We start from the raw sequence: 14181 nt of genomic DNA, 5'->3' as shown, positions 1-14181 counted from the left end.
CTGCACAGGTCATCCGCACGACCCGCGCGCGTATCCAGCCTGCATCGAACTTCGCTTGATTCGTGCTTGATTCCCGCTTCATTCCCTCGAGGAGCCGCCATGAACGACCAGCCCGTGAGCCGCCAGACCTTCGACGAAGTCATGGTGCCCGTGTTCTCGCCCGCGCCGTTCGTGCCCGATCGCGGCGAAGGCTCGCGCCTCTGGGACACCGCAGGCCGCGAGTACATCGACTTCGCGGGCGGCATCGCCGTCACCGCGCTCGGCCACGCGAATCCCGCTCTGCTGCGCGTGCTGCACGAGCAGGGCGGCAAGCTCTGGCACATCGGCAATGGCTACACCAACGAGCCCGTGCTGCGCCTCGCGCAACAACTCGCCGCGCTGACGTTCGCCGATCGCGCGTTCTTCGCGAATTCGGGCGCCGAGGCCAACGAGGCCGCGCTCAAGCTCGCGCGCCGCGTGGCGTTCGACCGGCACGGCGCGCACAAGGACGAGATCATCTCGTTCACACAGTCGTTTCACGGCCGCACCTTCTTCACCGTGAGCGTGGGCGGCCAGCCGAAATACTCGGAAGGCTTCGGCCCGCGCCCCGCTGGCATCGTGCATTTGCCGTACAACGACATCGAGGCGGCGAAGCGCGCCATCGGCAGCCGCACCTGCGCGGTGATCGTCGAGCCCGTGCAAGGCGAGGGCGGCGTGATTCCCGCCGATCCGGCGTTCCTGAGCGTGCTGCGCGAAGCCTGCGACGCGCACGGCGCGCTGCTGATTTTCGACGAGGTGCAAACCGGCGTGGGCCGCACCGGCCACTTCTACGCGTACGAGGACACCGGCGTCACGCCCGACATCCTGACCACGGCGAAGGCGCTCGGCAACGGCTTCCCGATCGGCGCGATGCTCACGACCGACGCCATCGCCGCGCACTTCACGCTGGGCGTGCACGGCACGACCTACGGCGGCAATCCGCTCGGCGCGGCGATCGCGGGCAAGGTCGTGGAGCTCGTGAGCGATCCCGCGCTGCTCGCGGGCGTGCGCGCGCGCGGCGAGGCGATCCGCGCGAAGCTCGCGCACCTGAACGAGCGCTTCGACGCGCTCGCCGAAGTGCGCGGCAAGGGCTTGCTGATCGGCGCGCAGCTCAACGCGCGTTATGCGGGCCGCGCGAAGGATTTCCTCTCGGCGGCGGCCCATCGCGGCGTGATGATGCTGATCGCGGGCCCGGACGTACTGCGCTTCGCGCCGTCGCTCATCATCCCCGAAACCGATCTGAACGAAGGCTTCGCACGGCTGGAACGCGCGTTCGAAGACGTGTGCGGCTCGCGCTGACGTGCAGAGATAAAGGACCGACGATGCTATTCGTTCGCCCCGCCAGACTCGCCGATCTCGACGCGATCGCGCAGATGGCCCGCACCGCGCAGCCGGTGCTCCACTCGCTGCCGCCCGACCGCGCGGCGCTCGAAGCGCGCCTCGCGCTTTCGGAAGATTCGTTTCGCGCGGAGGTCGATTATCCGGGCGAGGAGTTCTATCTGTTCGTGCTGGAGGAGGCGTCGACGGGCAAGCTCGTCGGCACCTCGAGCCTTGTCGCGGCGGCCGGTTACGCGGAGCCGTTCTACGCGTTTCGCAACGACGCGCTAATTCACGCCTCGCGCGAACTGCACGTGAACCGCAAGATCCACGCGCTCACCATGTCGCACGAACTCACGGGCAAGAGCCGGCTCGCGGGCTTCTATATCGAGCCTGCGCTGCGCGGCGAGGCGGCCGCGCACCTCATGTCGCGCGCGCGCATGATGTACGTGGCGATGAACCGGCGCCGCTTCACGCCCGAGGTGTTCTCGCTGCTGCTCGGCGTGACCGACGAAGCCGGTGTCTCGCCGTTCTGGGAAGCCGTGGGGCGCAAGTTCTTCGGCCGCGATTTCAAGGACATCGAAATGGCCTCGGGCGGCCGCAGCCGCACCTTTATCGCCGAAGTCATGCCCGCGTATCCGCTTTACGTGCCGCTGTTGCCGGAGGCCGCGCAGCGCGTGCTCGGCGAACCCGATCCGAGCGCCTTGCTCGCCTACGAGATTCATCTGGAAGAGGGTTTCGAGCCCGACCGTTACGTGGATATCTTCGACGCCGGTCCGGTGCTCACGGCGCAGGTGGATCGCACGGCTTCAGTGGCGGGCAACGGGACGCGCACGGTGACGCAGGCCAGCGACGCCATCGGCAACATCAACACGCAGGGCGCGGCGTATCTCGTCGCCAGTGAGCGCGCGGGCGAATTCCGCTGCGCGCTCGCGACCTTGCCCGCGGCGGCACGCGAAGCCGCGCTCGATGCGCCCACGCGCGCCGCGCTCGGCGTGAACGCCGGCGACGCGGTGCGCTGCGCGCCGCTTTATCGCGCCCATGCCGAGGCCGAAAACGAATCCGCCGCGGGAGACGCATCATGATCGTCGTACGCGTGGTGCAAACCGGCGACGTGGATGCGCTCGTCGCGCTCGCCCAGGAAACCGGCCCCGGCCTCACCACCTTCAAGCCCGACCGCGAGGCGCTCAAGGCGCGCATCGCGCGTTCGCGCCGCACGCTCGCCGGCGAAGCCGCGCCGCGCGAAGCGGGCTACTTCTTCGTGATGGAAGACACGGCCAGCGGCGACGTGGCGGGCGTATGCGGGATCGAAGCGCAGGTGGGCCTCGAGCAGCCGTTCTACAACTACCGCGTGAGCACGGTCGTGCACGCGAGCCAGGAACTGGGCATCTGGACGCGCATGCGCGCGCTCAATATCTCGCACGACCTCACGGGCTACGCCGAAGTCTGCTCGCTGTTTCTCTCGCCGCGTTATCGCACGGGCGGCATGGGCGGCTTGCTGTCGCGCTCGCGCTTCATGTTCATCGCGCAGTTTCGCGAGCGCTTTCCCGAGCGGCTGTGCGCGGAATTGCGCGGCCATTTCGACGCGGAAGGCACCTCGCCGTTCTGGCGCGCCGTGGGTTCGCACTTCTATCAAATCGATTTCAATGCCGCCGACTATCTGAGTTCGCACGGCCGCAAGTCGTTTCTCGCGGAGCTGATGCCGCGCTATCCCGTCTACGTCGAGTTGTTGCCCGATGAGGCGCAGGCCTGCGTCGGTCTCACGCACGCCGACACGATTCCCGCGCGCCGCATGCTCGAAGCCGAAGGCCTGCGCTACGAGAATCACGTCGATATTTTCGATGCGGGCCCGGTGCTCGAATGCCACACGAGCGACTTGCGCACGGTGCGCGAAAGCGTGCTGGTGCCGGTCGTGATCGGCGAGCCCGTCGCGCGGGAAGGCGTGCGTTCGCTGGTGTCGAACACGTCGCTCGACGACTTTCGCGTGGGCTTCGCGCCGGGCGTGGCGCGCGACGGCGCGTTCGTGCTGGGCGCGGTGGAAGCGGCGGCACTCGGCGTGCGTGCCGGCGAGCCGGTGCGCGTGCTCGGTCCGGCCGCGAAACCCGCGCCACCATCGACCAGGGGATGACCATGAACGAACTTTTCATCGACGGACACTGGAGCGCGGCCTCGGGCGCCGCGTTCGCCTCGCGCAATCCGGGCACGGGCGCGACGGTCTGGAGCGGCCACGCCGCGAGCGCCGCCGACGTCGATCGCGCGGTCGAGGCCGCGCGGCGCGCCTTCGTCGCATGGTCGCAAACGCCGTTCGAGGCGCGCTGCGAGATCGCGCGCCGCTTCGCCGCGCTCGTGACCGAACGCAAGGAAGCGCTCGCGCAGGCGATCGGCCGCGAAACGGGCAAGCCGCTCTGGGAGGCGCGCACCGAAGCGGCGTCGATGGCCGCCAAGGTCGCCATTTCGATTGCCGCCTACGAGGAACGCACCGGCGAAAAGCGCACGCCGATGGCGGACGGCGTCGCGGTGCTGCGGCATCGTCCGCATGGCGTCGTGGCCGTGTTCGGGCCGTACAACTTTCCGGGCCATTTGCCCAACGGCCATATCGTGCCCGCGCTGATCGCGGGCAACGCGGTCGTGTTCAAGCCCTCGGAACTCGCGCCCGAGGTCGCGCGCGTGACGGTGGCGTTATGGCGCGAAGCGGGCCTGCCCGCGGGCGTGCTCAACCTCGTGCAGGGCGAGCGCGAGACGGGCGTGGCGCTCGCGAATCACCGGCAGATCGACGGACTCTTTTTCACGGGCAGCTCCGACACCGGCACGCTGCTGCATCGCCAGTTCGGCGGCCGGCCCGAGATCGTGCTCGCGCTGGAAATGGGCGGCAACAATCCGCTCGTGGTGGCCGAAGTCGCCGACCTCGACGCCGCCGTGCATCACGCGATCCAGTCGGCGTTTCTCTCGGCGGGGCAGCGCTGCACCTGCGCGCGGCGCATTCTCGTGCCGGCGGGCGCGTTCGGCGAGCGCTTTCTCGAGCGTTTCGTCGAGGTCACGTCGCGCATCGCGGTGGGCGAGTACGATGCCGAGCCGCAGCCGTTCATGGGCGCCGTGATCTCGGCGCGCGCGGCGGGCAAGCTCGTGCAGGCGCAAACGCAATTGCTCTCGCGTGGCGCGCGCGCCTTGTTGCCCATGACGCAGCGCGATCCCGCGCTCGGCTTCGTGAGCCCGGCGATTCTCGATGTCACCGGCGTGGCCGATCTGCCCGACACGGAACACTTCGGCCCGCTCGCGCAAATCACGCGCTACGCCGGTTTCGACGACGCCATCGCGCAGGCCAACAACACGGCCTACGGTTTGTCGGCCGGTTTGCTCGCCGACGACGCCGCGCTCTGGCAACGCTTCACGCGCGAGATTCGCGCGGGTATCGTGAACTGGAACCGGCCCACCAACGGCGCGTCGAGCGGCGCCCCGTTCGGCGGCACCGGCCGCTCGGGCAATCACCGGCCGAGCGCGTATTACGCCGCCGATTACTGTGCCTACCCGATGGCATCGGTGGAAAGCGCGCAACTGCATATGCCGGCGAGCGTCTCGCCCGGCCTGCATTTCTGAGTTTGAGGAACGACGATGCAAACCCCTCCTTCGGCCATCGAGGCGAATTTCGACGGACTCGTCGGCCCCACGCACAACTACGCCGGACTGTCGTTCGGCAATGTCGCGTCGCAGAACAACGAGAAGTCGGTGGCGAATCCGCGCGCGGCCGCGCAGCAAGGTTTGCGCAAGATGAAGCGGCTCGCCGATCTCGGCTTCGCGCAAGGCGTCTTGCCGCCGCAGGAGCGGCCCTCGATCCGGTTGCTGCGCGAACTGGGTTTCGGCGGTAAGGAAGCCGAAGCGATCGCGAAAGCGGCGAAAGAGGCCCCCGAGTTGCTGGCGGCCGCGAGTTCGGCCTCGGCCATGTGGACCGCGAACGCCGCGACCGTGAGTCCTTCGGCGGACACGCCCGACCGGCGCGTGCATTTCTCGCCCGCGAATCTCACCAGCAAGCTGCATCGCGCGATCGAGCACGAAGCCACGCGCCGCACGCTCGCGACGATCTTCGCCGACCGCGAGCATTTCATGGTGCACGAGGCGCTGCCCGGCACGCCCGCGCTCGGCGACGAAGGCGCGGCGAACCACACGCGTTTTTGCGCGCAATACGGCACGCGCGGCGTGGAATTCTTCGTGTACGGCCGCAGCGAATACCGGCGCGGGCCGGAGCCGAAGCGCTTTCCCGCGCGCCAGACTTTCGAGGCGAGCCGCGCGGTCGCGCAGCGCCACGGCTTGAACGACGCCAGCGTGGTGTTCGCGCAGCAAAACCCCGAGGTGATCGACGCGGGCGTGTTCCACAACGACGTGATCGCCGTGGGCAATCGCAGCACGCTGTTTTGCCACGAGCGCGCGTTCGTGGAGCCGCGCGCCGTCTATGACGAATTGCGCGCGAAGCTCGCCGCGCGCGACGCGCCGTTCCACGTGATCGAAGTGCCCGAGGCGCGCGTGAGCGTGGCCGACGCCGTGAAGTCGTATCTCTTCAACAGCCAGTTGCTGAGCCGCCCCGACGGCACGCAGCTGCTCGTCGTGCCCGAGGAGTGCCGCGAGAATCCGCACGTGGCGATCTATCTCGACGAACTGGTCGCCAGCAGCGGTCCCATCGACGAGGTGCTCGTGTTCGAGCTGCGCGAAAGCATGAAAAACGGCGGCGGCCCCGCGTGCCTGCGCCTGCGCGTGGCACTGACCGAAGCCGAGCGCGCGGCCACGGCGAGCGGCGTGTGGATGAACGACGCGCTGTTCGCGCGGCTCGACGCATGGATCGCGGCGCATTACCGCGACCGCCTCGCGCCGCAGGATCTCACCGATCCCAAACTGCTCGACGAGTCGCGCACGGCACTCGACGAACTCACGCAAATTCTCGGCCTCGGATCGCTCTATGACTTCCAGCGCTGATCTCGCCGGGGACTTTCTCGCGTATTCGCTGGCCGGTGCGCGGCCCGCCACGCCGGCCGCCGCGCGCGGCGTGGGCGCGCACGGCCTGCGCTGGCAATGGCTCGATGACGGCATTCTGCTGCTCGAACCCGCGAACGTGACGCCCGCCACGCGCAGCGTGCTGCTTTCGGCCGGGATTCACGGCGACGAAACCGCGCCGATCGAAATGCTCTCGCGCCTCGTGGCCGACCTCGCGGCGGGGCGTGCGGCACTCGCGTGCCGCGTGCTCGTCGTGCTCGGCAATCTCGACGCGATGCGCGCCGCGAAGCGTTATCTCGACGACGATCTCAACCGCCTGTTCGGCGCGCATGCGCAGCGCGCGACGCGAGCGCCGGGCCGCGAAACGCCGCGCGCCGCCGTGCTCGAAGCGGCCGCCGAGCGGTTTTTTGCGGCTGCGTCGGGCGCCGCTGCGTCGGGCGCCGGCGCGCCGCTCACGCGCTGGCATCTCGACCTGCATACGGCCATACGCGCCTCGGCGTTCGAGCAGTTCGCGCTGTTGCCGCATACGTCGAATCCGGGCGAGCACGCAAACGGGAATGCGCCCGCGCGCGCGATATTCGACTGGCTCGCCGACGCGCGCATCGCCGCCGTGCTGATCCACACGGAGCCGGGCGTCACGTATTCGGCGTTCACGGCCGATCGCTGCGGCGCGCTCGCGTGCACGCTCGAACTCGGCAAGGTGCGGCCGTTCGGCCAGAACGATCTCGCGCGCTTCGCGAGCGCGGACGCCGCGCTGCGTCGCCTCGTCGCGGGAGAGGTCGCGTCGCCAGGCGCGTCCGAAAGTTCGCCGATGCCGCGCGTGTTCACCGTCATCGGCCAGATCACGAAACAAAGCGACGCGTTCGCGCTCAATGTGGCCGCCGACGTGCCGAATTTCACGCCGTTCGCGCGCGGCACGGTGCTGGCCGAAGACGGCGCGTATCGCTATGTCGTGCAGCACGAGGAGGAGCGCATCGTGTTTCCGAATCCGGGCGTGAAGCCCGGATTGCGCGCGGGCTTGCTCGTCGTCGAGACGACCCGGGAAACGCTCGCCGCGCTGCGCTAGAGCCACTTGCGCAGCGCGCCCGATCTAGGCGCGTCAGTCCGGCGCTGTCAGGCAGAGTCGGCCGACACGGTACAATTGCCGCCCTCGCGGTTGCTGCGGCGCACCACAACGGGTGCGCGGGCACGCGCCGCGGGTCGGGCGCAGCGATCCTGCGCCGGCGCGCTCCGCATCAGGCGAGTCGCGCCCAATCTGACTGGAACGGGACATTGATGAAGATGAAGTGGAACAAGCTGGCCGCGCTCGCACTCTGCGCCGCCGCCGTGGGCAGCGCGCACGCAGCCGATCTCAAGGAAATCCGCTTCGGCGTGGAAGCGTCGTATGCGCCGTTCGAATCGAAGACGCCCGCGGGCGAACTGCAAGGCTTCGATATCGACGTGGGCAATGCCGTCTGCGCGAAGCTCAAGGTGAAGTGCGTGTGGGTCGAGAATTCGTTCGACGGCCTGATCCCGGCGTTGCAGGCGCGTAAGTTCAACGCGATCAACTCGGACATGACGATCACGGACCAGCGCCGCCAGGCCATCGACTTCACCGATCCGATCTACGCGATTCCGAACCAGATGATCGCGAAGAAGGGCAGCCCGCTGCTGCCCACGCCCGCGTCGCTCAAGGGCAAGCACGTGGGCGTGCTGCAGGGCACGATCCAGGAATCGTACGCGAAGGCGAAGTGGGCGCCCGCGGGCGTGGACGTCGTGCCGTATCAAACCCAGGACCAGATTTACGCCGATCTCGTTTCGGGCCGTCTGGACGCGGCGTTCCAGGACGCCGAAGCCGCCTCCAAGGGCTTCCTCAACAAGCCGCAGGGCGCGGGCTTCGCGTTCGCGGGCCCGCAGGTCGTGGACGCGAAGCTGCTGGGCGAGGGCGTGGGCTACGGTCTGCGCAAGGGCGACACGTCGCTCAAGAACGCCCTGAACGGCGCGCTCAAGGACCTGAAGGCGGACGGCACAATCGACCGCATCGCCGCGAAATACTTCGACGTGAAGGTCGTGCTGAAGTAAGCGCGTCTTGTCGCACGAACCGTTGGCGTGAATCGTCGACGAAACCCACCGGCCGGGCAGTATTTCCGGCCGGTTGTTTTTTCCGGAATTCACTTCGGAATCCCAATTAATGACCGGAACGGGAAATAGGGGTCCGGCGGTGCAATCGATCGTGAGGAAGCTAACGAAAATTTGCGAAAAAACCGTGAAATAGAGGGGCTTTTCGATGCGTGCTTCATAGGCATGTCGCTTTTGGCGGGATAGAATTTGCTCATAACGAAGCAGTTGCCGGCGTTTGCGCAAACGGTTGCGGCACGCCAAAGAGAAAAGAAGAGAAAAGACCAGGGCGCCGGTTCGAACCGCGGCGCCGCCTCGGGGGACTCATGAGCACGAACGCCGTCGATCGGCCGCAGTTGTCCGCACAGTTGCCAGAACCATCAGCGCAGTTGTCTGAATCGCCATTGGAAGTCGCGGGCAGCGCCGCATTGCCCGATCCGGTCAGCCCACCCATCGACGTCTATTTCGGCCGCCAGCCGCTGCTGGACCGCGAGGGCTTGCTGCGCGCCTACGAAACGCCGCCGCGCGTGGTGGACCGGCGCGAGCGCGCCGAGCGCGAGGCCGAAGCGCAGGCGCGCGCGAAAGACGTGGCCGCGGGCTTGCCGCCGCAGCCGGGCGCGGCCGCCACGGCGCTCGTCGCGGCGTTCGCGGCGCCCGCCGTGCGCGCCTCGCTGGCCGGGCACGCGGCGTGGCTCGACGTCACGCGCGAGATGCTGTTCGCCGACGACCTGCTGCAAGTGCCCGCGGATCGCGTGATCTTCGAATTGCCCACCGACATCGGCGCCGACGCGGAACTCATCGCGCGGCTCGTCGCGCTGCACCGGCGGCGCTATCGCTTCGCGCTCGACAACGTCTCGAACGCCGGCGAGTCGCTGGCCCGACTGCTGCCCTACGTGGAAGCGATCAAGATCGACATCCACGAGATCTCGCCCGCGGTGCTGCCAAAGTTCGCGAGCGTGATGAAGTCCGCGGGCAAGCTACTCGTGGCAATGGGCGTGGACACCAAGGCCGACTACGAGCGCGCGTTCGGCATCGGCTTCGACCGCTTCCAGGGCTATTTCTTCGCGAGAGCCAACGGCGGTTCGCGACGGGCGAGCGCACCCCGTCAGGCGCTCCTGAACCTGCTGCAACTGCTCGCCGCCGAGCCGACCGTCGCGCAACTGGAAACGGAACTCAAGCTCAACCCCGTGCTCGTGATGCACCTGATGCGGCTCGCGAATTCGGGCAGCATGAACATTGGCCGCAAGGTGACCACGCTGCGCGAGGCGATCAACGCCACGGGCACCAATCGCATCGCGCGCTGGACCCAGTTGCTGCTTTACGCCGACGGCCGCAAGCTGCCCGCCGAGGACGACGCGCTGCTGCAACTCGTGGCCACGCGCGCGCGCTTCATGGAGATCGCCGTGAAGCGCCTGACCGACGCGCATCTCGAAGACGAAGACGGGGCGTTTCTCGTGGGCGTGTTCTCGTTCGTGGAGGCCGTGTTCGGCGGGTCGATCGAAAGCACGCTCGATATCCTCACGCTGGCGAAACCGGTGCGCATGGCGATCGTCGGCCGCGAGGGCGCGCTCGGGCGGCTGCTCGAACTCTCGGAGGCCTTCGAGCGCGGCGACTGGGCGGGCGTAGATGCGCTTTGCGCGCAACTCGCGCCGCTCGACGCGGCCACGGTCGCGGGCATCTACCTCACGGCGGCGGAGTGGGCGGGCACGGCGGATCGCAGCGGCGAAGCGCAAGGGCTGGAGCGTCTCGAAGACTAGCGCGCGCGGCGCACCGGCGAGGCGGCAGGGAGAAGGGCGGCCAAGCGCGGCCCGGCTCGGGCGCGCGCCTGGCCGGTAACCGCGGACTCAGCCAGGGATCAGCCAGGATCGGCCAGCCTCAGCCAAAATCAGGCGGTTTGGGGCGTGTGCCAGAAGAAACGCGCGAGTTGCTGCGCGAGGTCGTTAAGCGCGCTCATTTCCTTCTGCGAGATGCGGCGCGGTTCCTGGCTCACGAGCCAGTCGCCGTACATGAGCGCCACCGGCGCGTCGCCGGGCAGGCCCACGGGCAGCAGCACGAAGGCGCGCGCATCTTCGAAACTCGAGCGATACCAGCTCGGCAGGCGCGCGAGCATTTTCGCGTCGCGCGCGTTTTCGATGAAGATGCCGACCTTGTTGGCGATGGCCAGATGGAACACGTCGGGCTGGAACGCGGCGGAAAACGACAGTTGCGGCAGCACGTCGCCCATATGCGGGCCGAAGCCGTGCTGGGCCTCGAACATGTTTTCGCCGCGGCGCACGAAGACGACCGAACGCGCGAAGCCGAGGCCGGCCAGCACGGTTTCGGTTGCCAGCGTGAGCGCGGTGCTGAGCGGACTGTCGGGCGGCAGGGCGCGCAGGTCTTCCACCCCGGCGGCAATGCGCGCCTCGGGGTCGAGCGCTTCGCGCGCGATGGCGTCGGCGTTGGCGCGCAGTTCCACGATCTCGGCCATCACGCCGTCCTCGGCTTCCTCGCGGGCGAGCGCGAGGCTCATCTGCACGAGCACGTCGGTGTCGGTGGAGAGGGCGCGGCCGTAATGCTGCGCGAGTTCGGCGATATGCGTTTCGCGCATTTCCTCGCTCAGGCCCGGCGTGGTGAGCACGCGCGCGACGTCGGTCGAGTAATTGGTGATGGCGCGCAGCCACTGCACGTTGCGCGGTTCGTGGGTGTCGGCGGGATCGTAGCGGCGCATGCCTTCGCGGATCGCCTCCGGCATGCGCCAGCGCGAGGCCGCTTCCATGCCGATTTCCTCGAAGGTCACGCCGAGCACGTCGAGACACGCTTCGTCGTCGCCCGTGCCTTCGTCGATCTCGCGGCGGATCTGGTCCCACTCGGCTTCGAGATAGAACACCACGAGCAGCTTGCCGACCTGACGCATGAGCGTGCAGACCACGGCTTCCTCGCCCGCGCGCAGGTCGCCGCGCTCGGTGAGCTTGCGTGCGACCACGCCCGAGAGCATCGTGCGGTTGAGTTCGAGTTTGGCGTCGATACGGCGCGGCGCGCTGTGATGAAAGTGGTCGACGATCTTCAGGCCCACGACCAGATGGCCGACCGCGTCCATGCCGAGCACCATGAGCGCGCGCGTGACGGTGGTGATGTTGCCGCCGAACGCCATGTACATGGCCGAATTCGCGAGACGCAGCACCTTCTGCGTGAGGGCGAAGTCAGACAGCACGACCTTTACGAGCGCGCTGAAATCATAGTCATCGTTCGTCATCGCCGCGACCGTGGTGCGCAGCGCCTGCGACAGCAGCGGGAAGTCGCCGCGTTCATTCATGCGGCCCCACAGGCGGTCGAGCAGGACGGCCTTTACCATCTGAACCATGTCAATATCACGAAAGCCCTGCTGATAGCTGTGCCGGCATCAGTGTACCTCGTGCAGGTGTAACGCGCGCGAGATGAAACGCTTTTGCAGCTCCTCGGACGGCAGCGCCTTGCAGACGAGCCAGCCCTGGATGTGATCGCAACCCATCTTCGTAAGCAGCTCGCGCTGCGCTTCCGTTTCCACGCCTTCGGCCACGAGTTCCAGTTCGAGCGTTCGCGCGAGACCCACGACCGCGTTGACGATCGCCTGATCGTTGCGCGAAGTGATGAGATTCTCGACGAAACTACGGTCGATCTTGAGCTTCGAGAGCGGGAAGCGCTGCAAATACGCAAGACTCGAATAACCGGTGCCGAAATCGTCCACGGCGAAGCGGATGCCGATCGACGTCAACTCCTCCAGCAGCGTGACGGCGTGCTGCGGATCGTGCATCAGCAGGCTTTCGGTGATTTCGAACACGAGGCGCTTCGGGTCGATGCCGGTTAGCTCGATCGCTTCCTCGACACTTTCCCTGAAACGCGGATTGCGGAACTGCTGCGGCGACACGTTGACGGCAATGTATTGCAGCGCAATGCCCTGCTCGTCCCATTGCGTCAACTGCATGCACGCGGCTTTCAAAACCCAGTTGCCGAGATAATTAATCAGGCCGACGGATTCCGCAAGGGGAATAAATGTCGACGGCGGCACGAGTCCGTGCAACGGATGTTGCCAGCGGATCAGCGCTTCCACGCCCACCACGCCGCCCGAAGCGCTACTCGTGATCGGCTGGAAGTGCAGCGAGAATTCGCCGTTGCGCACGCCGTCGTAGAGGTCGGACTCCAGTTTGAGGCGCAGCGCGTCGGTCGGGTCGTCGTCGGGAACATGCAGCGTGAGCGTGTTGCCGCCCTGTGCCTTGGCCTGTTGCAACGCCTGGTCGGCGCGGCGGATCAGCGGCGCGATGTCGGTGGAAAGGGCGCCATCGGCATGACCGTTCGCATGGGCGGCGTCTTCGGCGCTTCCCGCGTGCCGCTGGTCCGGATGGAACGCGATGCCGATGCTCGCCGACAGATGCACCGGCTGGTTACGAAACGAGTAGGGCTGCAGGATCGAGGTGAGCAGGCGGCGGCCCAGCGCCTCGGCGGCCGTGCGCACTTCGCCCGGTTGCGAATGCAGTTGCGGCGTGATCAGGATCGCGAATTCGTCGCTGCCGGTACGCGCGATCACTTCGCCCTGCAAGGCCAGATGCGTGAGGCGGCGCGCGGTTTCGCGCAGCAGCTCGTCGCCGGCGTCGTAGCCGAGCGCGCGGTTCACGCGCTGGTAGTCGTCGAGGTCGAGCAGCAGCAGCGCGGCCGGCACGCCGAAGCGGTCGGCGTCGGCCTGGGCGCGTTCGAGCGCGGGCGCGAGCGCGGTCTGGTTCGGCAGGCCGGTGAGCGGGTCGTGATGCAGCGCGTGCGTGAGGCGCGCCTCGGTGCTTTGCCACGCGGAAACGTCGAAGCCCGCGACCGCGAAGCCCTCGGTCTGGTCGTAGTGCGAGCGCTGCACGCGCAGCTCGACGGCGAGCGGGTAGGTCAGCGCCTTGACGAGGTCGACGGTGTCTTTTTCGGTCGCGCCCGAGAGTTCGGTGCGCGCGAACAGCGCGTCGAGGCGCGCATGATGTTCGGGCGCGACGATGTCGGTGAGCGTGGCGCCGAGCAGGAATTCGCGGTGATAGCCGGCAAAGCGCAGGCTGGCGTCGGAGACGTAGAGAAAGCGCAGATGGTTGTCGACGTGCACGAGGAAGTCGACGGCGCCCGCGGTGTTCTCGAACGATGCCGACACGGCGTCGGCGTAGTGGGGGGCGGCGTGCGGCACGGCATGCACGGCGTCGTTCGCCGCGGCTTGCGTCGTTGCGGCATGTTGCGCGACGCGCGCGGCTTCCGCCTGGGCGCCGCGAATGGCTTCGCGGATCGGCTGCGAGTCGCGCTCGCTGGCGGCGTCGGCGCTGGACGCATGCGGTGAAAGAGGCGCGGACGTGGCCGGGTCGCCGGAGTCGCCGTGGGGCTGGGCCGTCGTGCGTAGCCGGTCGATGACCGTGCGCAGCCAGCCCTGGCGGGGTGCGGTGATCCTGTTCGCTTCCATGTCTGTCGCTGGCAACCCTTTGTTTATCTTTCGCGTGTGTTTCTGCCTGCGCCGCGCCGTCCGTGACCCCCGGGCCGGTGTGGCGGCCGGAGTTTTATCTCCGGCTATAGACGCCCATCAGAGCAAGTTATCGGCGTCTGGAGCCAAATCTTTAGTGCGGTGGCGAAAAAACAGCAGCGGTGTAAAAGCCTGCTGGAGAAGCGGTGCGGCGGCGCCCGGATTCGGTTAAAGTTGCGCCCGTCGAGACGCGTTTCACCTTGCGCGACACCTCGCTTTTCTGCGCGCACAACGCGTCGAAACCGCGGCCGCTTCGCACGCAGCAGGGCAGAAAAACG

General features: G+C 67.7%; 10 protein-coding genes. 8 read left to right on the top strand and 2 right to left on the bottom strand.

Translation table 11 applies throughout. The features are described 5' to 3' along the window. The first annotated feature begins 99 nt into the window (after positions 1-99). The 8 genes from FAZ98_RS08450 to FAZ98_RS08415 all read left to right on the top strand — a co-directional run bounded on the left by FAZ98_RS08450 (position 100) and on the right by FAZ98_RS08415 (position 10169). The gene (locus FAZ98_RS08450; RefSeq protein WP_158950589.1) at positions 100-1317 is read left to right on the top strand and encodes an aspartate aminotransferase family protein; all 1218 of its coding nucleotides are present in this window, start codon (positions 100-102) and stop codon (positions 1315-1317) included. Positions 1318-1340: 23 nt separating this feature from the next. Further along, positions 1341-2420: an arginine/ornithine succinyltransferase subunit alpha gene (gene aruF, locus FAZ98_RS08445; protein ID WP_158950587.1), complete on the top strand. Its 1080-nt coding sequence runs from the start codon at positions 1341-1343 to the stop codon at positions 2418-2420. Then, complete coding sequence (gene astA, locus FAZ98_RS08440) at positions 2417-3463, top strand: arginine N-succinyltransferase (protein ID WP_158950585.1); 1047 nt, start codon at positions 2417-2419, stop codon at positions 3461-3463. The genes aruF and astA overlap by 4 nt, the downstream gene beginning before the upstream one ends. Positions 3464-3465: 2 nt before the next feature. Continuing rightward, on the top strand, positions 3466-4929 hold the full coding sequence (gene astD / locus FAZ98_RS08435; protein WP_158950583.1) for a succinylglutamate-semialdehyde dehydrogenase: 1464 nt from the start codon (positions 3466-3468) through the stop codon (positions 4927-4929). Positions 4930-4944: 15 nt separating this feature from the next. After that, a complete protein-coding gene (gene astB / locus FAZ98_RS08430; protein WP_158950581.1) occupies positions 4945-6297 on the top strand; it encodes an N-succinylarginine dihydrolase in 1353 nt (450 codons plus the stop codon). Then, positions 6281-7381: a succinylglutamate desuccinylase gene (gene astE / locus FAZ98_RS08425; RefSeq protein ID WP_158950579.1), complete on the top strand. Its 1101-nt coding sequence runs from the start codon at positions 6281-6283 to the stop codon at positions 7379-7381. Before astB ends, astE begins: the two co-directional genes overlap by 17 nt. 209 nt (positions 7382-7590) lie before the next feature. After that, complete coding sequence (locus FAZ98_RS08420; protein ID WP_158950577.1) at positions 7591-8376, top strand: ABC transporter substrate-binding protein; 786 nt, start codon at positions 7591-7593, stop codon at positions 8374-8376. 425 nt (positions 8377-8801) lie between these two features. Next, entirely contained in the window at positions 8802-10169 is a 1368-nt protein-coding gene (locus FAZ98_RS08415) for an EAL and HDOD domain-containing protein (protein WP_407672001.1), read from the top strand. A gap of 128 nt (positions 10170-10297) precedes the next feature. Here FAZ98_RS08415 and FAZ98_RS08410 read toward each other — a convergent pair whose 3' ends face one another. Together FAZ98_RS08410 and FAZ98_RS08405 are read right to left on the bottom strand one after the other, a co-directional pair. Then, positions 10298-11743: an HDOD domain-containing protein gene (locus FAZ98_RS08410; protein WP_158951919.1), complete on the bottom strand. Its 1446-nt coding sequence runs from the start codon at positions 11741-11743 to the stop codon at positions 10298-10300. 48 nt (positions 11744-11791) lie between these two features. Continuing rightward, a complete protein-coding gene (locus FAZ98_RS08405; RefSeq protein WP_158950573.1) occupies positions 11792-13846 on the bottom strand; it encodes a putative bifunctional diguanylate cyclase/phosphodiesterase in 2055 nt (684 codons plus the stop codon). Positions 13847-14181: the final 335 nt, after the last annotated feature.

It is taken from the genome of Paraburkholderia acidisoli (genome assembly GCF_009789675.1).
Taxonomy (GTDB): Bacteria; Pseudomonadota; Gammaproteobacteria; order Burkholderiales; family Burkholderiaceae; genus Paraburkholderia; species Paraburkholderia acidisoli.
This window is presented reverse-complemented; position numbering and strand designations above follow the sequence as displayed.

Coding starts and splice junctions, on each gene's coding strand:
- astD (WP_158950583.1), top strand. CDS start 3,466: ATGAACGAACTTTTCATCGACGGACACTGGAGCGCGGCCTCGGGCGCC.
- astE (WP_158950579.1), top strand. CDS start 6,281: ATGACTTCCAGCGCTGATCTCGCCGGGGACTTTCTCGCGTATTCGCTG.
- astA (WP_158950585.1), top strand. CDS start 2,417: ATGATCGTCGTACGCGTGGTGCAAACCGGCGACGTGGATGCGCTCGTC.
- FAZ98_RS08410 (WP_158951919.1), bottom strand. CDS start 11,743: ATGGTAAAGGCCGTCCTGCTCGACCGCCTGTGGGGCCGCATGAATGAA.
- astB (WP_158950581.1), top strand. CDS start 4,945: ATGCAAACCCCTCCTTCGGCCATCGAGGCGAATTTCGACGGACTCGTC.
- FAZ98_RS08405 (WP_158950573.1), bottom strand. CDS start 13,846: ATGGAAGCGAACAGGATCACCGCACCCCGCCAGGGCTGGCTGCGCACG.
- FAZ98_RS08420 (WP_158950577.1), top strand. CDS start 7,591: ATGAAGATGAAGTGGAACAAGCTGGCCGCGCTCGCACTCTGCGCCGCC.
- FAZ98_RS08450 (WP_158950589.1), top strand. CDS start 100: ATGAACGACCAGCCCGTGAGCCGCCAGACCTTCGACGAAGTCATGGTG.
- aruF (WP_158950587.1), top strand. CDS start 1,341: ATGCTATTCGTTCGCCCCGCCAGACTCGCCGATCTCGACGCGATCGCG.